Genomic DNA, 21,505 nt, shown 5'->3' with positions numbered 1-21,505 from the left:
CTGCGGGGGCGGGCGGTGCTGGCGCTGCCGGTGCGGGCGCGGGCCTGCTGGCCACCACCGGGGCCAAGGTCGCGGCCGCCGTGATCACCGCGTCGGCCGTCGCAGCGGGCGGCGCGGGGGTCTACGCCGCCAACGACGGCGGCCCGGGCGGCAGCCCGCGGCCCAGCGCCACGGCCACCCCGCTCGCCTTCCGGCCGGCCAGCGAGACGCGGACGCTGGCCTCCCCGGCGATCACCTATACCCTCCGGTTTCCGCAGGTGAACGGGATTGGGAACGCGGCGGTGCAGGCCAACGTCAACAAGCTTCTGCGGGCCCCTGTGGACCGGTGGATGACGTCCGCGCACAACGACATCCGGGCGTTCGGCGACACGGACGGCAGCCACCGCCCCTCCGCGACGTACGAGACCGGGCTCTCAGGGCCACGGCTCATGTCCGTCCGCTACACCTTCGCCGACACGCAGCGGAACTCGGGCTTTCCAGATGTGATCACTGTTGATCTGGCCACCGGACGCGAGTTGACGAGCCGTGACCTGCTCCGGCCCGAGGTGATGGGCCTGGCGGGGACCAAGGCACTGATCCGCCGGCTCATGAAGAACGGCCTCGCCACCCAGGACGGGTGCAAGGGAAGCACCGGGGATCCCGAATCGGAGTGGGACATCCCGCCCGACCGCCTGGCGGGGAAGGGGGTCTTCTCGCTCCTGCTCACCGGCCGGCGCGCCGAGATCAGCGTTCCGATGTTCATGCTCGGCTACGACATGGCCTGCCACCGGTCCGCCCCGTTCGCCAAGGTTCCCTACACCCAGCTGCGGGACGTGCTCCGCCCCGAGATCCTCCAGCGCATCGGCGCATGAAAAGGCCCCCGCCGCAGGGGCGGGGGCCTTCCGTTCACATGTGGGGGTGTCTACCGAGCCGGTAGGCCCGTGGTCAATAGGTCCGTCGCCGAGCGCCCCAGCGGGTACGCCCACCGCCACGCGTCTGCATCGCGGTGAGCGCGAAGACGCCGGCGGCGGCGATGATCAGAGCGAAGACGAGCGCGACAAGGGTGCCCGCGCCCAGCGCGTCGGCCACCACGCCACCGAGGATCGCACCGGCGATCCCGACGAGGATCGTCAGGAGGAAGCCGATGGGGTTCTTACCGGGGACGAGGAGCCGTGCGACGGCTCCGATGATGGCACCGACGACGATGAACCAGAGGATCGTCGTGAGCATTGTCGATCACCATTCCATTTCGTGGGAGCGGCCCTGATGTTCCGCGTCCCGTGGTCGGCGATCGATATGCCCGCTCTCCACGCTTCAAACAAATCGCAGGTCAGGTGTATTGTGAGCCGCCGAATCCGACGGTCCGCCCCTCCTCCTCGGTGATCTCCAGATAGCCCACCCGGTCGGCCGGGATCACCACCCGCCCGTTGCGCTGGTCCTTGAGCACCAGGACCCCGCGCTCGGCCTGCAACGCCTCGGCCAGCGCCTGCTGCACCTCGTCGGCGGTCTGCGAGGTCTCGACCACGAGCTCCTTGGGTACGAACTGGACGCCGATGCGAACCTGCACGCGACTGCTCCCCTGCTTCCGTCAGCTTGTGCTTCCGATGGTCGCACGGAGATCACCGCCTCCGTCGTCCGACGCCTTCGCCGCGAGCGAACTGACCTGACCCGACCGCCGCGAGAGCCGTTGAACGCGACAGCCGGCTAGATGCGGGGGAAGCCGGAGATGCCGCGCCAGGCGAGGCGAGCGATGATCTTCTCTGCGGTCTCCTTGGGTATGGCGCGGTGCTGGCCGAGCCAGTAGCGCGCGCTCACCTCGGCCATGCCGACCAGGCCCATGCCGAGCAGGTACGCCTCGTCACTGGGGGCGTTGGTGTCCTCCTGGATCACCTGGGCCACCATCTCGGCGCACTGCTGGTTGGCGCGCTCGACCCGGGCCCGCACCGGGGCCACGTTGCGCAGGTCGGACTCGAAGACCAGGCGGTAGGCCTCGCCCTCGCCGGCCACGAAGTCGTAGAAGGCGGCCATGGCGGCCTGCACGCGCAGCTTGTTGTCCGTGGTGGACTCAAGCGCGTCGCGGACCGTCTTGACCAGACCTTCGGCATGTTCGTCCAGCAACGCCAGGTAGAGCTCCAGCTTGCCGGGGAAGTGCTGGTAGAGCACAGGCTTGCTGACGCCTGCCCGCTCGGCGATCTCGTCCATCGCGGCGGCGTGATAGCCCTGGGCGACGAACACCTCTTGGGCCGCGCCGAGCAACTGCCTGCGCCGCGCCAGTCGCGGCAACCTCGTGCCACGAGGGCGGGCGTCCGGGGTCGCGGTCACCACACTCTCCGATCACCGATCATTGCGGCGGGAGGGGTCGCCCGCCGCAGGGAATCAATCCCATCATCCTACGCGCCAGTAACCTCGCGGGTCACTAACAAAGGCCAGGAGGGTGTTGCGCGCTCAGCGATAATCGTCGTCCTCGATACGGACGACCCGCGCGTTCTCGACAGCGTCGCCCTCATCCGCGTCCAACGGAACCTCCTGCGGCCACTCCTGTTCGCTCTCCTCGCCGCCCTCGGCGGACTCGAGTTGTTCCGCGACGTCCGCCTCCGGGGCCTCGGGCGACAGCTCCTCCGGACCACTCGTCTCGCTCATCGTGCGTCCTCCTCTCCCCGACCGCTCGACTGCCTTACAGGCGTTCGGCCAGTTCCCGCAGTGGCGGCTCGATGGACTCACCGTATGTCGGGAACGCGTGCACCACGTCGGTGAGCACGCTCAGCGGGGTCTCCGCCCGGATGGCCAGCGTGATCTCGCTCATCCACTCCTCAGCGTAGAGGCCGACCGCGGCGGCTCCGATCAGCAGCCCGCGCGAACGGTCCGCGTAGAGCTCCACGCGGCCTCGCTCGTCCGCCTCCACCGCCGCTCTGGCGGTCGCGGCGAGATCGTACCCAGCGGTGAGCAGGTCAATACCGAGTTCGCCGGCCTGGCTGGGGGAGACCCCGACGGAGTAGACGGTGGGCGTGGTGTAGACGACCCGCGGAACGGCCCGGTAGTCGGCCTCCCAGCGCTTGCCCAGCACGTTCGAGACCACCACCCGGGCCTGGTAGCGGGCCGCGTGGGCCGTCCGTGCGACGCCGGTGACGTCTCCGGCCGCCCAGATCCCGCCGGCGGGCGGCTCCCCGTCCGGTGGTGACATGGAGGCGTCCACCTGCACCTGGCAGGTCTCGTCCACCGGCACGCCGTGACCGGGCGGGACGGTGATCCCGAGCTCCTCCAGGCCCAGCCCTTCGGTCCGGGGCCGCCGCCCGGCGGCGATCAGGATCCGGTCGGCCTCGAGGGCGCCGCCGTCGGTCAACCACAGCCGCAGGGCCAGGTCGGTGCGTTCGACGCGGGCCAGTCCGGCCCCGAGCCGCAGGTCGACGCCCATCCGCCGGAGCGCGTCGGCGAGCACCTCGCCGGCGAACGGGGCCTCGGCGGTCAGCAGCCGCCCGGCGGACTCGATGATCGCCACCTGCGAGCCGAACGACGCGTACACCTGAGCCATCTCGCAGCCGATCGGCCCGCCGCCCAGGATCACCAGCCGCCGGGGCAGGTCGGGCACGGACAGCGCCTCGTCGCTGGTCCACGTCGGCACGCCCGCCAGGCCGTCGATGGCCGGGACGGCGGGCTCGCTGCCGGTGCTGAGGACCAGATCGGTGTAGGTGTGCTCGGTCCCGTCCACGTCGATCGCGCCAGGCCGGACGATCTTGCCCCAGCCGCGCAGAATGGTCACGCCCTCCTCCGCCAGCGCCGCACACGCGTTGTCGTCGTCCAGGTGGGCGGTCAGCTCGTCCCGGCGGGCGGTGGCCAGCTCCCAGGTCTCCCCGCGCCGGGCCGACAACAACAACGACTTGGACGGCAGGTCGGCGAAATAGGGGGCCTCCCCGCCGACCAAGCGGTTTTCCACGAGTGCCACGTCACGCCCGGCCTGGGCGAGGCCGGCGGCCACGAGCTCGCCCGCGGTCCCCCCGCCCAGCACCACGACGTCGTAGTGATGGTTCTCCGACAACTGATCTTCCCTCTCCGCGCAACCCGTGTCCCCAGTCCCTATGGTGGCGGAATCCGGTGCCGGAGAGTGCTGATTCGAACACATACGGCACGCTCGTACAGCGCAGAGCACTAATCGGGCCCGCGCCCGAGCCTCCATGCCGCGCGCTGCGGGCTGGGCACCTCAGGGGAGGCGCTGTGGGTTGTCGAGGATGGGGGCGAGCAGGTCGCCGTGCTCGTCAACCCGTTCCAGGACCTCGTCTGGAGAGAACGTCAGGTCGCTGGCCGAGCCGCAGCCCTCCAGTTCGTCCCAGGTGACGGGCGTGGAGACCGACGGGGACTGGGCCGCGCGCAGCGAGTACGGGGCGACCGTGGTCTTGGCCGGGTTGTTCTGGCTCCAGTCGACGAAGACCTTCCCCTTGCGGAGCCTCTTCTCCATCCGGCTGACGACCAGGTCACCATGGGAGGAGGCCAGGCGTTCCGCGCACTCCTTGGCGTACTCGGAGGTCCGGTCGTTCTCCTTGATCGGCACGTACAGGTGCAGGCCCTTCTTCCCGCTCGTCTTGGGATAGGACTCCAGCCCGTCGCCGGCCAGCAGCTCGCGGAGCAGATGCGCGACCCTGCAGGCGTCCATGATCGTCGCCGGGGCGCCCGGGTCCAGGTCGAACACCGTCAGGTCCGGGCTGTGCACGGCGCCGCGCGGGCCGACCTTCCACTGCGGCACGTGCAGCTCCAGGGCGGCCATGTTGGCGCACCACACCAGCGTGGGCAGGTCATCGATGATGATGAAGTCGAGCTCGGTGCGGCCCTTGGAACTGCCCGGCGTCGGCAGCGTCTGGGTGCGGATCCAGTCCGGGGTGTGACCGGGCGCGTTCTTCTCGAAGAACGAGCCGCCGTCGACCCCGTCCGGGTAGCGGATGCGGGTCGCCGGGCGGTCCTTGAGATGCGGCAGGATCGTCGGGGCGATCTTGACGTAGTAGTCGATCACCTCGCCCTTGGTGAACGCCGGATAGAGGTTCTTGTCGAGGTTGGACAGCGCAAGCTGCCGTCCCTCCACCTCGACGGCCACCTTCTTAGGGCTCACGGGTCACCTCGTGCGGGTTCTTGTCCGAACGGAGGCCGCGCCACGAAGGGAAGCGCAGCCGCCCGTCCTTGGTCTGCACTGCATAGGCGACCTCCCCGACGAGATGCGGCTCAACCCATTGGGCGTCACGGGTGAACTCGCGGGGCACGGGCTCGTCGAACGGGCTCGTCGGGCGCCGGATGGGCCACAGCCGCTGGTAGAGCTCGTCCAGGGCCCGGTCGGTGAAGCCCGTGCCGACGTGCCCGACGAAGCACAGCCGGCCCTTCTCGTCGTACACCCCGAGGAGGAGCGAGCCCACGCCGCCCTCCCGGCGGCCCTTGCCGGGCTTCCAGCCGCAGACGACGACTTCGCGGCTGAGGAAGTTCTTGACCTTGCGCCAGTGGTCCACCCGGCGGCCGGGCCGGTACGGGGAGTCCAGGCGCTTGGCCATGAGCCCTTCGAGCCGCTGCTCCTGGGTGAACTCCAGCAGCTCGGCGACCTGCTCGGCGTCGCCCCCGTGCAGGTACGGCGGCGCCTCCACAGGGCCCGCCGCGGCGAGGTCGAGCTCGGCCAGCAACGACCGCCGTTCGGCGTACGGCATGTCGTAGAGCAGGTGCCCGTCCAGGAAGAGGAGATCGAACACCACGTACCTGACCGGGACCTCCCTGATCAGGCGCTGGTCGGGACGGGGGACGTGCATCCTGCGCTGGAGGCGTTCGAAGCTGGGCCGCCCGTCCTCGAACGCCACCACCTCGCCGTCCAGGATCACGTCATGGTGGGGGAGGAGGTCGGCCAGCCCGGACAGCTCGGGGTAGCGGCCCGCGAGCTCGGTGGTGCGGCGCCCGCTGGCCCGGACGCCCTCGGCGGAGACGTAGGTGATGACTCGGACGCCGTCCCACTTGAGCTCCAGGCCCCAGCGGTCGGCGTCCTCAGGCAGCTCCCCGGTGTCGGCCATCATCGGTTGCACCGGCCACGGCATGGTCATAACCGCTCTTTACCCTTTGCCTGCTCATGGGAAAAGGATCTAGATGCCGATCTGGCGGAAATCGAATGATTTGACGATGCTAAGGGGACGAGCCTCCGGGGTAGGGACAGATCATGCGCAGTATCTGGAAGGGCGCGATCTCCTTCGGCCTGGTCACGATCCCGGTCAAGGTGTATTCGGCGACCGAGCAGCGGGACGTCTCCTTCCACCAGGTGCACCGTGAGGACGCCGGTCGCATCAAGTACAAGCGGGTCTGCACCGTCGACGGCGCAGAGGTGCCGTACTCCGACATCGCCAAGGGCTACGAGCTGCCCAGTGGTGAGATCGTGGTGCTCACCGACGAGGACTTCGCCGACCTGCCGCTGTCCACCAGCCGCCGGATCGACGTGCTGCAGTTCGTCGAGCAGTCCGAGGTCGACCCGATCTACTTCGCCAAGTCGTACTACCTGGAGCCCGACGGCACCGGCGCCAAGCCGTACGTGCTGCTCCGCGAGGCCCTCGAACAGTCCGGGCAGGTCGCGATCGTCAAGGTCGCGCTGCGCCAGCGCGAGTCACTGGCCACGCTGCGGGTCCGGGAGGGGATCTTCGTCCTGGAGACCATGTTGTGGCCGGACGAGATCCGGGTGCCGGACTTCCCGTTCCTGGAGGAGGACATCGAGATCCGCAAGCAGGAGCTCTCGATGGCGACCTCGCTGATCGAGACGATGGAGGGCGAGTTCGACCCGGCCGAGTACAAGGACGCCTACCGGGAGGCGCTCCAGGCTGTCATCGACGCCAAGGTCGAGGGTCGCGAGGTCACCAGGCCCGAGCCCGAGGAGGGGGAGGAGCCCGCCGCCGACCTGCTCAGCGCGCTGCGCGCCAGCGTCGAGGCCGCGAAGAAGAGCCGCGGCGAGAAGGACGGCGAAACGAAGAAGCCCGCCGCGCGCAAGTCCTCCGCGCGCAAGTCCACGGCGGCCAAGTCCACCAAGAGCACGGAGAAGAAGGCCCCAGCCAAGTCACGCAGCCGCAAGTCTGCGTGACTTGTCGTCTGCGTGACTTGTCATTCTCGGCTGAAGATCCGGCTCCGGTGAGGATCCGGCTCCGGGTTCAGGAGCCGAACGGCACAGTCGTGCAGAGCAGGCGCCCTCCGGCGTCACCCGTGTGGTGGTTCGTCGGGTTCGCGTGCACGACGACCGACCCGGCCGCGCCCTTGGCGATCGTCCACGGCACGCGGGCCTTGGCGGCCGCATGCCCGCTCTGGCGGACCTTCAGATCCAGCCAGATCTCCTTGTTGTGCAGCGGAGTCCCGGGGAGAGCATTCGGGTTCTGGTAGTGCGGGCCGGAGTCGGCGGGCTGGGGGCCGCATGCGTTCGCGTGAACGTGGGCGCCGAGCGTCTTGCCCACCGCCGAGGACGGCAGGCCGGACACGTACAGCCGTACGGTGGTCGACTTGTTCGTGCCGGTGACCAGGACCTGTGTCTTCGCCGTGGCGAAGGAGGTGTCATGGGCGTAGGTCGGCCCCGTCACGTAGATGGGCTTCAGGCCGGCCAGGGCGGGAGCCGCGAAGAGCCCCAGAGCGGCCCCTGCCGCCGTCGCCGTGATGGCTGAACGCCTCAGCAATGGCATGAGATCCCTTTCGTTCGCTTGACCTACGCGAGGTTCCTGCCCATCGGCACCCGGCTAATCGTTCTCCCGTTCCCGATTTAGCGTCATGTTCATCCGGACTGGTCAATGACGGGCCGGAATGTCGGCCGCTTTGCCGTGATCAGGTCACCGGATGACCGGCCGCGGATGCGGCGCCCCACCCAGGGGGCGAGGTGGCCGCGCGCCCACCGGGCGTTCCACAACATCCGCGCGCCCCGGCCGAGCTCCGGCAGCGGGTCGAGGACCGGGTCGCGCCAGTCGTCGGCGGGCACGCCGAGCTTCTCGAGGGTGGCCAGCGCCACCCGGCGGTGCCCGGCCGGCGACATGTGCAGCCGGTCGACGGTCCACATCCGCCAGTCGCGGAGGACGTCCATCTGCCACTGGTCCACGACGTACGCGCCGTGCTTGGCGCCCAGGAGACGGATCTGGTCGCTGAACGCCTCCACGCGGCTCCGGGTCAGCCGGATCACCGGGGACCCGACGGGATCGACGGCGGTGAAGAGCACCACGTCCGCGCCGGTCGCCCGGATCTGCCCGACGGCCTCGTCGAGCTTCCCGGCGAGTGCGTCCAGGTCGGCTCCCGGCCGGAGCATGTCGTTGCCGCCGCCCGACATCGAGACCAGATCGGGCTTCAGCTCCAGCGCGGCGGGCAGCTGCTCCGTCACGATGGGGTCGAGCAGGCGCCCGCGGATCGCGAGGTTGGCGTACATGACGCCGTCGTTCACCCCGCTGTTCGCCGTGGCCAGCCCCTCGGCCACCCGGTCCGCCCATCCCCGCCAGCCCCCGCCGGGGTACGGATCGCCGAGCCCCTCCGTGAAGGAGTCACCGATCGCCACATATCGCGTCCAAGACATGGGTCAATGTTATTGATCTGCATCGATGTCATTGATCCGCATTGGCGTCCCCGCTGCCGGGCGCCGGCGGGAGTCGTTGGTCGGGCCAGTCGAGCACGGCGCGTACGGCCTTGCCGTGGCCGTGGGGAACGACGGTGACCTCCGCATAGCTGTTGGCGATGGTGAGGCCGAAGCCTCCGTGGTCGCCGGGTGAACGCGGCACCGGGAGGTCGGGGGAGCCGTCGGTCACCTCGATCAGGAGCCGGGGTTGAGGGCCGGGCATGACGGCGAGGGTGAGGGCGATGGGCGGACGGCTGTGGCTGACCGCGTTCGTGACCAGCTCGGACGTGACGGTGAGGGCGTCGTCGCGCCAGCGTTCCAGGTGCCATGCGTCCAGGGCGTCGGCCACGGCGCGGCGGGCGGCGCGGACCGGCCAGGATTCCTCTTCCAGGCACCACGACGCGCTCGGCGTGGGGGTGGCGGGGAGTGGCCGGCCCAGCGCGTGGGAGATGAGCGCGGCGAGGCCGTCCAGCGACGCCGACTGGAGGAGCCGGGGCTTGGGCAGTTCGCGCGGCGGCAGCGCCGACCAGAGGCCCGTCGACCGGCCGTGCCAGATCAGCCAGCGTGGGAATCTGCCGGTCAGGTCCTCCAGGGACACCGGACTCTCCGACATGGATGCTCCTCGGGCGTGCTCAAAGCCGCGGCGGCGCGGGTCCTCCGCACCGCGCCGCCGCGGGGTCTTGGGACATGCCTACTGAGCCGGATCGACTTCAGTTCAGGGGGCTCGACTGTGCAGTCGAGAGGATTGCGGAAAGTGTCTCCCCTGGTGAGCTAGATCACAAGGACTTTCCGTAACTTCATGCTCACTCTCGCGTACATGCCGGAGGGCCGGGACCGTGTCCCAGCCCTCCAAGATCCAGCTCGGAACGGTGCTCAGCCGGGGTCGAAGGCACCCCGCTTGGCGTGGTGCAGGAAGGCCGTCCACTCGGAAGCCGTGAACTCCAGGTGCGCGACCCGGTTCTTGGAGTCGCGGACGGCGACGAGGCCGGGGCTGCCCGCCACCTCCACGCAGTTGCCGCCGCCGCTACGGCTGGCTGTCCGCCAGACGGCGAATCGATCGGAGATCATTGTTCCTCCGTATCGTCGGGCAGCTCCTTTGCTGCCTGGGCGAGTAGTGCGAGGCTCTCCTCCTCCGGCAGGGCCGCGTCGTGCAGCCGTTGGTACAGCTCGTCGTACGGGGCCACCTGCTCGGGTTCGGTGAGCACGAGGTCGGCGTCGACCGTCTCGATCGCGACCACGGTCGGGTCGTCGGAGTCGGCGTAGGTGTAGGCGGAGAACGCCGAGCCGGGGAGCGAGTAACCGGCGATCAGGGCGTTCACCGGCAACACCCGGAGCGAGACGTGCGGCGAGTCGGCCGTGTGCCGCACCAGGTGCTCGAACTGTGCGCGGGCGACGGGCGGCGGGGCGGCGGGGCGGCGCACCGCGAGCTCGTCGATGATGACCTGGTAGGTCGGCCCGCCGGGCCGGCGCAGCATGCGCTGCCGTCCGGCCCTGCCCTTGATGACGCCCCGGACGTCCACCCGGCCGGGCCGCAGCGCGTTGAGCGCCTCGGCGGCGGCCTGGGTGAACTCCGGGATCTGGAGCAGACCGGGCAGGTAGGTCTGCTGGTATTCGCGGATGGTGACGGCGCCTGCTTCGAGATTGGCGTAGAGCGCCTGCCGCTCGCCCATCGCCTTGATGTCCGACTCCCACCAGCCCTTGGCCGCCGCCTCCTGCGCGATGGTGACGATCTTCGTCCACCGGTCGCCGTCGACCTGCAGGACGTCCAGGAGCTTGATGATGTCGTTCTGGTCGGGCGCGATGTGCCCGTTCTCGAGCCGGCTGAGCTTGGTCCTGGCCTCGCCGATCTTCTTGGCGAGCTGCTCGTGGGTGAGCCCGGCGTCCTCGCGGAGCGCGCGAAGCTCGATGGCCAGCCGACGGCGACGTACGTAGGGGCTAATCATGCCGGTCTCCAGAACCAGGGCCGAGTCTGAACCGTGCAAGACCTGCGTGCGTTTGCGAGCGTACGCCGTGCGACCGCACTCCGTAACCGGAACCTGACAGATTTCGCGGGTCGGCACCCAATTGTTTCGTGTGTCGGGCGGCCGGTCGGACGATGATCGTGCGGGCAGAGGGGCCCCGGGACGTGAAAATCGACAGGCCGCCTGTCTCGGTGTCAGGATCAGTGCGCGGAGTAGTGCGCGGCGCGGACGGCGTGCAGCCACCGCTCGACGGTCTCCTCGTCGGGCCGGTCGGGCAGCGGCGTACGGATCCGGCCGATGCGCTCCTCGGCCGCGGCGATCATCTCGCGCGCCTCGTCGATGCCCCCCGCTGCGACCCGCTCGCCGAACGAACGGAACTTCTCCGGGTCGTCCACGCGGATCTGCAGGTGCCCGGTCGCGTAGAGCTGCTCCCCCTGGGCGACCAGACGGTAGAGGTGCCGCGCGTGCTTGGCGGTCCGCTTGCGCGTGTCAGCGGAGAACGAGCCGTCGCCACGACTTTCGAGCCGCTTGAACTGCGCCGTCGCGTAGCCCAGATAGGCGTCGCGCACCCGTCCGGCGGACAGGAACGCCGTGCGGATCCCGATCAGCTCGTCCCCAAACGGCGTACGCGTCTCGTACAGGTCGTCCGGAAGCCAGGCCAGCTCCGTGGCGGTGGGATTGCAACCCAGCGCGAGCGCAGCCCACTTGCCCGCCTCATGGAACGTGACGTCCGGATCGGTGCTGACCTTGCTGGCCTTCTTGCCGATCGGCAGATGCAACCCGTGGAACTGCTCCGTCGGCGCCGCATAGACCCCGAGCCGGTCCACATCGGACTCAGGCGTCGCCAGCCCATACGCGGTCGACCCCACGATCCCGGACAGCAGCACGTTCATGAATCAAACGTGACACACCCACCGAACACCCCGCGACCACATTAAGAGCGTCGCCGTCGATCAACTACCGGACCGTTCCACGTCACGAGAGCGACACGGCGATGCGCAGCTATCCGGAACGGCGCGGCTACACATTCGCCGAGTCGACGCGTGCCATGGGCATGGTGCTCGACGACCTGCGCGTGCTCCCACCGCAGATCGAACTCGGGCGACCGGACTGGCGTGACATGAGTGTGGGGGCGAGCGGTGCTCGCCCCCACATTGATCAGACACCTGCTGTTTCCAGGGTCTTGGGTGCCGGTGCTTCGGACTCGCGGATGCCGTAGCGGCTGTAGAGCTTGGCCAGGCCGGGTGGTGCCCACCAGTTGGCTCGGCCCATCAGGCGCATCGTGGCGGGGACCAGGATCGCGCGGACGATGGTGGCGTCCACGAGGAATCCGATCGCCATGATGACGCCGGTCATCTTGATGAACGTGATGCCCGAGGTCGAGAAGGCGCCGATCACCACGATGAAGAGCAGGGCGGCGCTGGTGATGATGCCGCCGGTGCGCTGGAGTCCGACGGCGACCGATTGGGTGTTGTCGCCCGTCAGGTCGTACTGCTCGCGGATGCGGGAGAGCAGGAAGACCTCGTAGTCCATCGACAGGCCGAAGAGCATCGCCAGCATGAGGATCGGCATCGCGGGGGCGATGGAGCCGGTGGCGGTGAAGTCGAGGGCTCCGGAGAGATGGCCGTCCTGGAAGATCCAGACCATCGCGCCGAACGCGGCGGAGAGGGAGAGGAGGTTCATGAGGACGGCCTTGATCGGAAGCACGATGGAGCCGAAGGCGAGGAAGAGCAGGACGAACGTCGCCACGCCGACGGTGAGGGCCAGCCAGGGAAGGGTCTCGCCGATGCTGTCGAGCTGGTCGACCATGTCGGCTGAGGCGCCTCCGATGAGGGCCGTGGTGCCTGGGGGTACGGGTACGTCCCGCACTCGTTCGACCAGGGCGCGGGCCTCAGAGGAGGCTGGGTCCTCCTGGTAGAGCAGGGCGATGCGGGTGGTGCCGTTCTGCGAGCCCGTGACGGTCGCGCTGGTGATGCCGGGGGTGGCGGCCAGTCGGTCGGTGTAGGTCTTGATTGCGGTGGTGTCGCCGGTGACGACGGCTTCGATCGGGCTCGTGGCGTTGCGGGGGAAGTCGCGTTCCAGGGTCTCGGCGACGACGCGGGCGTCCGTGCCGGTGGGCAGGACCTTGGCGTCCACGCCGCCCCAGTTGATGCCGAGGAACGGCGCGCCGAGGGCGAGGATGATCGTGGTGGCGGCGATGGCGTAGAGCACGGGGCGGCGCATGACGCTGTGGCCCAGCCGCAGCCAGCGGTCTCTCGAAGGACGCTCCTTGCGGCGGATCGAGACGGAGTTGACGCGGGGGCCCAGCACGGCGAGAAGGGCGGGCAGCACGGTGAGCGCGGCGACCATGCAGACGAGGACGGTCGCGATCCCGCCGTAGCCCATGGAGACCAGGAAGTTCTGGTCGAAGAGCAGGAGGCCTGCGAGCGACACCGCGACGGTGATGCCGGAGACGGCGACGGTTCGGCCGGCGGTGGACATCGTGGTGGCGATGGCGTCCTCGGTGGAGCCGGTGCGTTCGAGCTCCTCGCGGAACCGGCCGACCACGAAGAGGGCGTAGTCGATCGCCAGGCCCATCCCGAGGAACGTGGTGATGTTGATCGCGAAGATCGACACATCGGTGGTGTAGGTGAGGGCGTGCAGGGCGGTGAACGAGCCGAGCACGGCCAGGCCGCCGATGAGCAAGGGGAGGCTCGCCGCGACCAGGCTGCCGAAGATGAGGACCAGGAGGACCAGAAGGATGGGCATCGCCATCGCCTCGGCGCGCGCGATGTCGGCGGAGACCCGTTCGTTGACGGCGGTCTCGGTGCCCTGCCGGCCGCCGACCTTGGCGGTCAGCGCGCTGGACGTCCTGGTGAGGTCGTCGGCGATCGCGTCGTAGTTCTTCTCGCGGGTCTCGGCGTCGGCGCCGGCGAGCTGCAGGACTGCGTACGTGGCGGTGCGGTCCTTGCTGACGAGCTGTGGTGACTTGGACGTCCAGTACGTGGTGGAGCCCGCGGTCTTGCCGGCCGGGATCGCGGCGAGGGCCTGGTCGACCGAGCGCTTGTACGCGGGGTCGTCGACCGTCCGGCCGTCGGTGCTCTTGTAGAGCACGACGACGTCGGCGCCGTCCCGTCCGAGAGCACGTTCGGCGGTCTCCGCCGCGCGGGCGCTCTCGCTGCCCGGGGTGTCGAAGCCGCCGGCCGACGTGAGGGCGCCGAACACCCCCGTGCCCCAGACGGCCATGAAGACGATCGCGATGAGGGAGAGTCCCAGGATCGGTCGCCGTCGCCGGTGGACGAGGCGGCCCCAGCTTTCGAACATCGTGCGCTCCCCTGTGATTCACGCTAACGGTAGTTAATGGCGTTCACCTGCTAACGCTGTTAACATTGCATGCATCGTTCACTACCGTCAAGGGTGTTTTTGGGGAATCATGCGGGGGCACTCTTCGGTGATTGGGAAGGAGCTCGCACGGTGGTGGAGTCACGGCGCGACCGGTTGCGCGCGGCGACCATGCGGGAGATCTCCGACACGGCCCGCCGGATCCTGGTCGAGCAAGGGCCCGAGGCGGTCACGCTGCGGGCGATCGCCCGCGAGATGGGCATGACGGCGCCGGCGCTCTACCGCTACTTCGACAGCCACGGCGAGTTGCTCCGGCACCTGGTCGGCGACCTCTTCACCGAGCTCACCGAGGAGCTGCACAAGGACATCGCGGCGGTGCCGGACGGCGACCTGAGCGGGAAGTTCCTGGCGGCCTCGCGCGGCTTCAGGCGCTGGTCACTGGACCATCGGCGCGAGTACGCGCTGCTCTTCGGGGCCCCGCTGCCCGGCCTCGGCCATAAGGAGCGGGCGGACTTCGCCGAGGAGTGCGCACGCCGGTTCGGCCGGACGTTCCTCGGCCTCTTTCTGGAGCTGTGGCAGAAGCGCAAGTTCCCAGTCGCCGCTGACGAGGAGATCGACCCCGGGCTACGCGAGCAGCTGCGGCGTTACCGGAACGAGGCGCTCGGCGTGGATCTGCCGCTGGGAGTCATCCAACTGTTCCTGCAGTGCTGGGTGCGGCTCCAGGGCAGTGTCAGCCTGGAGGTCTTCGGCCATCTCGACTTCGCCCTGGACGACCCAGAGCCGATCTTCGAGCTCATGCTGTTCGAGATCGGCGAGACGCTGGGGCTGACACACGCCCCGCCCAGCTGACACACGCGCGCAGCTGACATACGCCCGCGCAGCTGACACACGCGTCGCCCTGACAACGCACATCGCCGGCCTGACGCGGAGGACGGGACGTCCAGCCGCACCAGACCGGCGATGGTGAGTACTGAGGGTCAGTACTGCGGGAGACTCGGGTCGATCTGGTTGACCCAGGCGACCACGCCGCCACCAACGTGCACGGCGTCGGCGAAGCCCGCGTTCTTGACGACCGCGAGCGCCTCGGCGGACCGCACGCCGGACTTGCAGTGCAGGACGATCTTCTTCTCCTGGGGGAGCTGCTCCAGGGCGGCGCCGTTGAGGAAGTCGCCCTTGGGGATCAGCGTCGCGCCCGGGATCGAAACGATCTCGTACTCGTTGGGCTCGCGCACGTCCACCAGGAAGATGTCGTCGCCGCGGTCCTGCATGGCCTTGAGGTCGTGGACCGAGATGGTGGAGTCCTTGGCGGCCTCAGCGGCCTCGTCGGAGACCGCGCCGCAGAACGCCTCGTAGTCCTCCAGGAGCTCGGTCTGCGTCGGGTTCTTGCCGCACAGCGGGCACTCGGGGTCCTTGCGGACCTTCACGTTGCGGTAGCTCATCTCGAGGGCGTCGTAGACGGTCAGACGGCCGACCAGCGGGTCGCCGATGCCAGTGATGAGCTTGATCGCCTCGTTCACCTGGATGGAGCCGATGGAGGCGCACAGCACGCCGAGCACGCCGCCCTCCGCGCAGGACGGCACCATGCCGGGCGGCGGGGGCTCGGGGTAGAGGCAGCGGTAGCACGGGCCGTGCTCGGCCCAGAACACCGAGGCCTGGCCGTCGAAGCGGTAGATCGAGCCCCACACGTACGGCTTGCCGAGCAGCACCGCCGCGTCGTTCACCATGTAGCGGGTCGCGAAGTTGTCGGTCCCGTCGACGATCAGGTCGTACTGGGCGAAGATCTCCATCACGTTGTCGCGGTCGAGCGAGGTGTTGTGCACCCGGATGTCGATCAACGGGTTGATCTCGCGCACCGTCTCGGCGGCGGACTCGGCCTTGGGCTTGCCGAGCGTCGACTGCCGGTGGATGATCTGCCGCTGCAGGTTGGACTCGTCGACGACGTCGAAGTCGATGATGCCCAGCGTGCCCACGCCGGCGGCGGCGAGGTACATCAGCGCCGGGGAGCCGAGCCCGCCCGCGCCCACACACAGGACCTTGGCGTTCTTGAGGCGCTTCTGCCCGGCCATCCCGACATCGGGGATGATCAGGTGTCGCGAATAACGATTGACCTCGTCACGGGTGAGCTCGGCTGCGGGCTCGACCAGAGGTGGCAACGACACGGTGAGTGCTCCTGAGTTGACGCTGTGCTCTTCAAGGCTCTGCGGTTACGGGGCGGGACAACGTCGTCCATCAGGCCACAACCTTGCCATGCCCTGTCGCATTCCCAAACGTCAGGCCGCGTCTCCGCGCGGAAACCCCTAGCCGGGTGGTTCGTCGTTACTGTCCGGTGGCGGGCGGAATGTAGTTATCCACCGTTAACCTTGTCGGTTGTGGCGTTCGTGCCCCCCTCCCACCAGCCGCCGGTCCAGCCGGGACCACCGGCGGGCTCCTCCCCGGTGGACCCGACGCGCCCTCCCGGCGTCGTGCTCGGCCTGCGCGCCCGGCAATGGATGGTCGTCGCCATCGTGCTGGGATGCAGCTACCTGCTGGTGACCGCGGCGGGCCTCACCGGCACCTGGGCGACGCTCAACCGTGAACCCACGAACGCCGAGCTCAAGCGCGCCGCCGCCGCGGAAGTGGCCCGGCGCTGGCAGGCCTGGCCGTCCGGGCGGATCTTCCCCGAACGGCTCTCGTACAGCACCACCAACGGCGGGCACAGCGAGTTCGCGGGACGGCTCGGCATCGTTCCCGGCACCGACTGCGAGCCCGCCGTGGACTCCGAGCTGGGCGCGATCCTGCGCAAGCACGGCTGCCGCGCCGTCCTGCGCGCCACCTACGCCGACCAGATGCAGGGTGTCGTGATCACGGTGGGCGTGGTGGTCTTCCCCGACGCGTGGGCGGCCGACCGGGCGTACAAGGAGATCCCGCCGTCGACGCCGGACGATGCCAAACGTTCGCTGGGCGTGCGGCCCGCGCTGCGCGCCGCCGCGTTCCCGGGCACGGCGGGCGCGAGGTTCAACGACGCCGCCCGGCAGGACCGCACCTCCGACCGCGGCGGGCCCTACGTGGTGTTGACCACTTCGGGCCAATCCGACGGGCGCCCCGCGTCCGCGATCACCAAGGTACGGCCCGGCCTGCCGTTCGAGTCGGCGCCGCAGCTCGGGCGCCAAATCGCCAGAGCGCTGTCCCAGCAGTCGTTGCCGGACTGCTCCCGCAACGAGTGGAAGTGCTGACGGTGCGAGTGTGCTGATGGGGCGGAGTGTGCGGACGGTGCGGAGTGTGCTGACGGGTGCGGAGTGCTGACCGGACGGACGGTGCGAGGTGCTGATGAGTGTGAGGTCTTGATGGGTGCACGGAGAGTCGCGGCGGCGCTGCTGGCGCTGACGATCGGCACCGCGCCCTTGCTCGCGACCACCCCCGCCCGGGCGGACCAGGTCCGTGAGGCGCAGGGCCCCATGCTGGACACGCTCTCCGTGGAGGCCGCGTGGAAGGAGACCCGCGGCGCCGGGGTGACCGTGGCGGTCGTCGACTCGGGGACCGACGCGAACCAGCCTGACCTGAAGGGCTCGGTCACCACGGGACCCAACATGCTGGCCGAGATCGACCGGGGCACGAAGCCCACCCGCGAGCACGGCACCGCGATGGCCGCCCTGATCGCCGGTCACGGCCACGGCCCGGGCGGCGGCTCCGGAGTCATCGGGATGGCGCCGCAGGCCCGCGTCCTGGCGATCCGTGCCATCGCCGAGCCGGAGGACGCCAGTTACCGGCGCTACAAGTCCGAGAGCAAGGGCGCCGTCGCCAGGGGCATCCGGTACGCGGCCGACCACGGCGCCGACGTCATCAACCTCTCCCTCGGCAAGTACGACGAGGTACGGGACGACCGCGAGGCCATCGGCTACGCCATCAAGAAGGGCGTCGTGGTGGTCGCGGCGGCCGGCAACGACGGTGACCGTAAGCGCAGGCTCGACAAGGACGGCTTCGCGCCGTACTCCTATCCGGCCTCCTATCCCGGCGTCATCGCGGTGGCCGCGACCACACCCGGGCACGAGCGGGCAAAGTTCTCCAACCGCAACTACTCGGTCGTCGTCGGCGCCCCGGGGGCGGAGATCGTCTACGCCGCCCCCGGCGGCCGGTACTTCGCCGACAGCGCCGGTACGAGCCAGGCCAGCGCGATCGTGTCCGGGATCGCCGCGCTGATCCGGGCGAAGCATCCCAAGCTGCCGCCCGCGCTGGTCTCCCAGGCACTGGTGGACAGCGCCAAGAACGGCCCGTCCGGCAAATACAACCCGGAGCTCGGCTTCGGCGAGGTGAACGCGGCCCGTGCGCTCGCGGCGGCGAACACCCTGACCACGCCGGCCGCCGGTCTGGCCGGCAAGGCGGGCGGCCAGCGGTTCGGAGACGGCCCGCCACCCGGGCCGGTCGCCATCATCGAACGCCCGGCCTGGATGCGCCCGGTCATCATCGCGATCATCGTGCTCGGCGTCGGCGGCACCGTGGCAGCCGTGATCATCGCGGTGGCCCTGGCACGCCGCAACCCGCGCCTGCCCGACCGGCACCACCAGGCCCTGCCTCCGGCCTATCCGTACGGTGCTGGTGGCCCAGGTCATTCTTTCTGAGTCATTCTTACCGAGAGGTTTCTCGGCTACGCTCCGCTCCGTGCGCGCCGAGATCTCACCCCCGGACCTCGAGCCGGAACCGGAGGAACCGGGATCCGATGGCACGGCGCGCCTGCGGGTGAGACCCCTGATCACCGGACTGGCCGCCGTGTGCAGCCTCGCGGTGCTCGTCCCGATGGCGTTGCGGCTGGCCGGTGAGCTCACCCGGGAGCCGACGTCCGCCGAACTCCGCAACGCCGCCGCCAAGGAGATCGCCCGCCGCCATGTGACGTGGCCGTCGGGCCGGATCTTTCCCGAGCAGATCCCCTACACCCTGGACGTCGGCGGCGACGAGACGGCCATGCGCGTCGGGATCTCCCCGGACACCCGGTGCGAGACCGCCGTGGATCCGCAGCTCAGCGGGCCGTTCGGCAAGCACGGTTGCCGGGCCGTGCTGCGCGCCGTCTACCTCGACGAGCCGCAGGGCCTGGCGATCGCGGTCGGTGTCGCGGTCTTCCCCGACGACCAGGCCGCCCGCGCGGCCGCCGCCGCGTTCCCGGCCCGCGCCCCGCGGCCGGGGCTGCGCGCGCTGCCGTTCCCGGGATCGGTGACCGCCCGCTTCGGTGACGCCGCCAGGCAGACCGCGGCCGTACGGCAGCGCGGGCCGTATGTGGTCGCGGCCACCGTCGGCTACGTGGACGGCAGACCGGTCGTACGCGGCGCGAAGCAGCAGAACGACCTCTTCGCTCTCGCGCCGCAACTCGCCGTCGCGGTCCTGAACCCGCTCACCGCACCGGCCCGGGTCGACTGCGAGTCGCAGGCGTTCACATGCTGAGACACCTCGCGGCGAGCGCCGTGGCCGCCCTTGTCATCCTCCCCGGGACGCCCGCCCAGGCCGACGAGATCCGTGACCAGACGGCGCCGGTGATGCGCTCCATGAACGTCCCGCGCGCATGGGAGCTCTCCAAGGGCTCCGGGGTGACGGTCGCCGTCCTCGACTCGGGCGTGGACCCGGCTCAGGCAGACCTGACCGGCTCGGTGACCCTCGGCCCCGACTACACCGAGGGCGCCAACCCCGCCGGAGTCGAGCCCAAGCGGCTGCACGGCACCAACATGGCGTCGATCATCGCGGGCCACGGTCACGGAGCAGGCGGCGCGGACGGTGTGATGGGCGTCGCCCCCCAGGCCCGCCTGCTGGCTCTCCGCGTGATCGTGGAGAACGACGAGCCCGGCTACTCCGAGTTCATCAACGACATGCGCTACGAGGACACGATCGCGCGCGGCATCCGCTACGCCGTCGACAACGGCGCCGACGTGGTGAACCTGTCGCTCGGCCGTTCGTCCGCCACCAAGGCGGAACGCGAAGCCGTCGCCTACGCGCTCAGCAAGAACGTGGTCGTCGTGGCCGCAGCAGGCAACGCGGGGGCCACCGACAAGGCCCGCCGCTCCGGCCACGCCCCGTTCTCCTATCCCGCCTCGTTCCCAGGCGTCATCTCCGTCGCCGCCGTCGACGAGAAAGGCGCGCACGCGGGCTTCTCCAACCGCAACTCCTCGGTCGTCGTCTCCGCCCCCGGCGTGCGCATCATCGGAGCGGGCCCGGGAGACCAGTACTGGATCGGCGACGGCACCAGCCCCGCCACCGCGTTCGTCTCCGGCGTCGCAGCGCTGATCCGCTCCCGCCACCCCGGCCTCGCCCCCGCCCTGGTCACCCAGGCGATCGTGACGGGCACGCGGCATCGTCCGGCCGGTGGCTACGACCTCGGCGTCGGGTTCGGCGCCATCGACGCGCACGCGGCCCTGACCGAGTCCGACCGCCTCGCCGCCGCCCGCCGCATCGGCCTGGGTCTGCCCGCCACCCAGCACTTCGCCGACGGCGATGGCGGCGACGCGGGGCGGATCCGCGTCGTCCACCGCGACGGCCGCCTGATCGTCACCTCCGCCACCATCGCGACCCTGGCCCTGGCCGTCCTCGTCTTCTCATTGGTCATGGCCCTCCGCCGCCGACCGCAAAGCGAAGCCGACCCGCAACCATAATGAGACAGGCCGTCAATTGGATCGGAAACCGTGTCCGAAACAGTGGAAGTTTCCGAACCATCTGAACCGCCGGAGCCAGCTGAATCATCCGAGCCATCCGAGCCGACCAGGCCGTCCAAAGCGCCCGCCCGGCGTCTCGCAGAACCTCAAGGTCGGCGAGATCTTCCCGGCGGCGCTGGAGGTCGCACCTTCGGCCACCTCGACCACGGGCGAGGCGGGCGTTTCGACGGTGACCAAGGTCTGGGGGCATGGTCCTCCGCTGGCCTGGGTGAGCGCTGCGGCCGCGCTGGTCAAGGCGGAGTACCCGAAGCTCACCCCCGCGCGGGTGGGGAGGCGCTGGCGACGTCGGCGCGCCATCCGAAGGGGAAGGGACGGTATGACACCGACATGGGATTCGGGATCGTGAATCCGGCGGGGGCGCTCAAGGAGGCCCAGCGGATCTCGAAGGAGCCCGCCAAGATCGCGGGTGAGTCGGCGGTGGCCGACGGCGCGCACTTCGGCGGGGACAGGCCCGGGAAGGTCAGGGCGGTTCCCTACGACGTGGCCTGGCTGGGTGGATTCGGCGCGCTGGTCCTGCTGGGCTTGATCTTGATCGGGGTGGCGGTCCGGCTCTTGCTGCGGCGAGAATCTGGGGATGCGATCCGATCCTGACGAGTACGCGGAGACGGTGCTGGACGCGGTGGAGCGGATCCCGCCGGGGCAGGTCATGTCGTACGGGGACGTCGCGGAGTTGGTCGGTGCCGGTGGGCCGCGGCAGGTGGGGCGGGTCATGTCGCTCTACGGCGGCGGGGTGCCCTGGTGGCGGGTGGTCCGGGCCGACGGGCGGCCCGCGGAGGGGCACGAGGTGCGGGCGTTCGAGCACTACCGCGCGGAGGGGACGCCCGTCCGCCCGGACGGGCGTCGAGTGGACATGCGGCGGGCGCGCTGGGACGGGACAGGCTGGGACGGGACAGGCTGGGACGAGACCGGCTGACTCGGGATCGGCGGCCCCGTGCGTGGCCGCATTGCACGTCGATCACTTCTATCGAACTCAGTATCGAATGTCACATCCGCGACATGCG

Annotated in this window: 23 protein-coding genes and 1 pseudogene; 9 read left to right on the top strand and 15 right to left on the bottom strand. The window is 69.9% G+C overall.

Annotated elements, in window-relative coordinates:
• Window positions 1-851, top strand: a pseudogene (locus tag F8566_RS50340) (hypothetical protein); the annotation flags it as partial.
• A gap of 73 nt (window positions 852-924) precedes the next feature.
• On the opposite strand, the gene F8566_RS35605 reads toward F8566_RS50340, so the two are convergent.
• The 7 genes from F8566_RS35605 to ligD (F8566_RS35575) all read right to left on the bottom strand — a co-directional run bounded on the left by F8566_RS35605 (window position 925) and on the right by ligD (F8566_RS35575) (window position 6,038).
• Window positions 925-1,209 (bottom strand): GlsB/YeaQ/YmgE family stress response membrane protein, encoded by a 285-nt coding sequence (locus tag F8566_RS35605; protein WP_151566256.1) that lies wholly within the window; start codon window positions 1,207-1,209, stop codon window positions 925-927.
• Window positions 1,210-1,309: 100 nt separating this feature from the next.
• Window positions 1,310-1,546 (bottom strand): DUF3107 domain-containing protein, encoded by a 237-nt coding sequence (locus tag F8566_RS35600; RefSeq protein ID WP_151566255.1) that lies wholly within the window; start codon window positions 1,544-1,546, stop codon window positions 1,310-1,312.
• 137 nt (window positions 1,547-1,683) lie between these two features.
• On the bottom strand, window positions 1,684-2,301 hold the full coding sequence (locus F8566_RS35595) for a TetR/AcrR family transcriptional regulator (RefSeq protein ID WP_151566254.1): 618 nt from the start codon (window positions 2,299-2,301) through the stop codon (window positions 1,684-1,686).
• Between the two features lie 123 nt (window positions 2,302-2,424).
• Entirely contained in the window at window positions 2,425-2,619 is a 195-nt protein-coding gene (locus F8566_RS35590; RefSeq protein WP_151566253.1) for a hypothetical protein, read from the bottom strand.
• 34 nt (window positions 2,620-2,653) lie between these two features.
• Window positions 2,654-4,012, bottom strand: coding sequence for a dihydrolipoyl dehydrogenase family protein (locus F8566_RS35585; RefSeq protein ID WP_225993794.1), 1,359 nt, complete (start codon window positions 4,010-4,012; stop codon window positions 2,654-2,656).
• Between the two features lie 162 nt (window positions 4,013-4,174).
• Window positions 4,175-5,074, bottom strand: a complete 900-nt coding sequence (gene ligD, locus F8566_RS35580; RefSeq protein ID WP_151566252.1) for a non-homologous end-joining DNA ligase — start codon at window positions 5,072-5,074, stop codon at window positions 4,175-4,177.
• Entirely contained in the window at window positions 5,064-6,038 is a 975-nt protein-coding gene (gene ligD / locus F8566_RS35575; RefSeq protein ID WP_151566251.1) for a non-homologous end-joining DNA ligase, read from the bottom strand. The genes ligD (F8566_RS35580) and ligD (F8566_RS35575) overlap by 11 nt, the downstream gene beginning before the upstream one ends.
• 113 nt (window positions 6,039-6,151) lie before the next feature.
• Between ligD (F8566_RS35575) and ku the strand changes: the two genes are divergently transcribed.
• Window positions 6,152-7,057, top strand: coding sequence for a non-homologous end joining protein Ku (ku, locus tag F8566_RS35570; RefSeq protein ID WP_151566250.1), 906 nt, complete (start codon window positions 6,152-6,154; stop codon window positions 7,055-7,057).
• 67 nt (window positions 7,058-7,124) lie between these two features.
• Here ku and F8566_RS35565 read toward each other — a convergent pair whose 3' ends face one another.
• The 7 genes from F8566_RS35565 to F8566_RS35535 form a co-directional block, all read right to left on the bottom strand.
• Complete coding sequence (locus F8566_RS35565) at window positions 7,125-7,643, bottom strand: superoxide dismutase family protein (RefSeq protein ID WP_151566249.1); 519 nt, start codon at window positions 7,641-7,643, stop codon at window positions 7,125-7,127.
• 89 nt (window positions 7,644-7,732) lie between these two features.
• Window positions 7,733-8,515, bottom strand: a complete 783-nt coding sequence (locus tag F8566_RS35560) for an SGNH/GDSL hydrolase family protein (protein ID WP_151566248.1) — start codon at window positions 8,513-8,515, stop codon at window positions 7,733-7,735.
• 28 nt (window positions 8,516-8,543) lie between these two features.
• On the bottom strand, window positions 8,544-9,167 hold the full coding sequence (locus tag F8566_RS35555; protein ID WP_151566247.1) for an ATP-binding protein: 624 nt from the start codon (window positions 9,165-9,167) through the stop codon (window positions 8,544-8,546).
• Window positions 9,168-9,427: 260 nt separating this feature from the next.
• The gene (locus tag F8566_RS35550) at window positions 9,428-9,622 is read right to left on the bottom strand and encodes a DUF397 domain-containing protein (RefSeq protein ID WP_151566246.1); all 195 of its coding nucleotides are present in this window, start codon (window positions 9,620-9,622) and stop codon (window positions 9,428-9,430) included.
• Window positions 9,619-10,497: a helix-turn-helix domain-containing protein gene (locus tag F8566_RS35545; RefSeq protein ID WP_151566245.1), complete on the bottom strand. Its 879-nt coding sequence runs from the start codon at window positions 10,495-10,497 to the stop codon at window positions 9,619-9,621. Before F8566_RS35545 ends, F8566_RS35550 begins: the two co-directional genes overlap by 4 nt.
• A gap of 218 nt (window positions 10,498-10,715) precedes the next feature.
• On the bottom strand, window positions 10,716-11,408 hold the full coding sequence (locus F8566_RS35540; RefSeq protein ID WP_151566244.1) for a nucleotidyltransferase domain-containing protein: 693 nt from the start codon (window positions 11,406-11,408) through the stop codon (window positions 10,716-10,718).
• Window positions 11,409-11,673: 265 nt separating this feature from the next.
• Window positions 11,674-13,818, bottom strand: a complete 2,145-nt coding sequence (locus F8566_RS35535) for an MMPL family transporter (protein ID WP_151566243.1) — start codon at window positions 13,816-13,818, stop codon at window positions 11,674-11,676.
• Window positions 13,819-13,968: 150 nt separating this feature from the next.
• Between F8566_RS35535 and F8566_RS35530 the strand changes: the two genes are divergently transcribed.
• Entirely contained in the window at window positions 13,969-14,685 is a 717-nt protein-coding gene (locus F8566_RS35530) for a TetR/AcrR family transcriptional regulator (protein WP_225993793.1), read from the top strand.
• Between the two features lie 128 nt (window positions 14,686-14,813).
• Here F8566_RS35530 and moeZ read toward each other — a convergent pair whose 3' ends face one another.
• A complete protein-coding gene (gene moeZ, locus F8566_RS35525) occupies window positions 14,814-15,995 on the bottom strand; it encodes an adenylyltransferase/sulfurtransferase MoeZ (protein WP_151566242.1) in 1,182 nt (393 codons plus the stop codon).
• Window positions 15,996-16,205: 210 nt separating this feature from the next.
• On the opposite strand from moeZ, the gene F8566_RS35520 reads away from it, so the two are divergent.
• The 6 genes from F8566_RS35520 to F8566_RS35495 all read left to right on the top strand — a co-directional run bounded on the left by F8566_RS35520 (window position 16,206) and on the right by F8566_RS35495 (window position 21,417).
• Window positions 16,206-17,048, top strand: a complete 843-nt coding sequence (locus F8566_RS35520; protein ID WP_225993792.1) for a hypothetical protein — start codon at window positions 16,206-16,208, stop codon at window positions 17,046-17,048.
• A gap of 111 nt (window positions 17,049-17,159) precedes the next feature.
• Window positions 17,160-18,431, top strand: coding sequence for a S8 family serine peptidase (locus F8566_RS35515; RefSeq protein WP_151566241.1), 1,272 nt, complete (start codon window positions 17,160-17,162; stop codon window positions 18,429-18,431).
• 40 nt (window positions 18,432-18,471) lie between these two features.
• Window positions 18,472-19,245, top strand: a complete 774-nt coding sequence (locus F8566_RS35510) for a hypothetical protein (RefSeq protein ID WP_151566240.1) — start codon at window positions 18,472-18,474, stop codon at window positions 19,243-19,245.
• On the top strand, window positions 19,239-20,444 hold the full coding sequence (locus F8566_RS35505) for a S8 family serine peptidase (RefSeq protein ID WP_151566239.1): 1,206 nt from the start codon (window positions 19,239-19,241) through the stop codon (window positions 20,442-20,444). The genes F8566_RS35510 and F8566_RS35505 overlap by 7 nt, the downstream gene beginning before the upstream one ends.
• A 387-nt stretch (window positions 20,445-20,831) precedes the next feature.
• On the top strand, window positions 20,832-21,095 hold the full coding sequence (locus F8566_RS35500) for a hypothetical protein (RefSeq protein ID WP_151566238.1): 264 nt from the start codon (window positions 20,832-20,834) through the stop codon (window positions 21,093-21,095).
• Window positions 21,079-21,417, top strand: a complete 339-nt coding sequence (locus tag F8566_RS35495; RefSeq protein ID WP_151566237.1) for an MGMT family protein — start codon at window positions 21,079-21,081, stop codon at window positions 21,415-21,417. The genes F8566_RS35500 and F8566_RS35495 overlap by 17 nt, the downstream gene beginning before the upstream one ends.
• Window positions 21,418-21,505: the final 88 nt, after the last annotated feature.

Origin of the sequence: Actinomadura rudentiformis (genome assembly GCF_008923185.1) — a bacterium.
Classification (GTDB): domain Bacteria; phylum Actinomycetota; class Actinomycetes; order Streptosporangiales; family Streptosporangiaceae; genus Spirillospora; species Spirillospora rudentiformis.
Note: the sequence above shows the minus strand (reverse complement) of the source record. Positions and strands in the feature narration are given on the sequence as shown.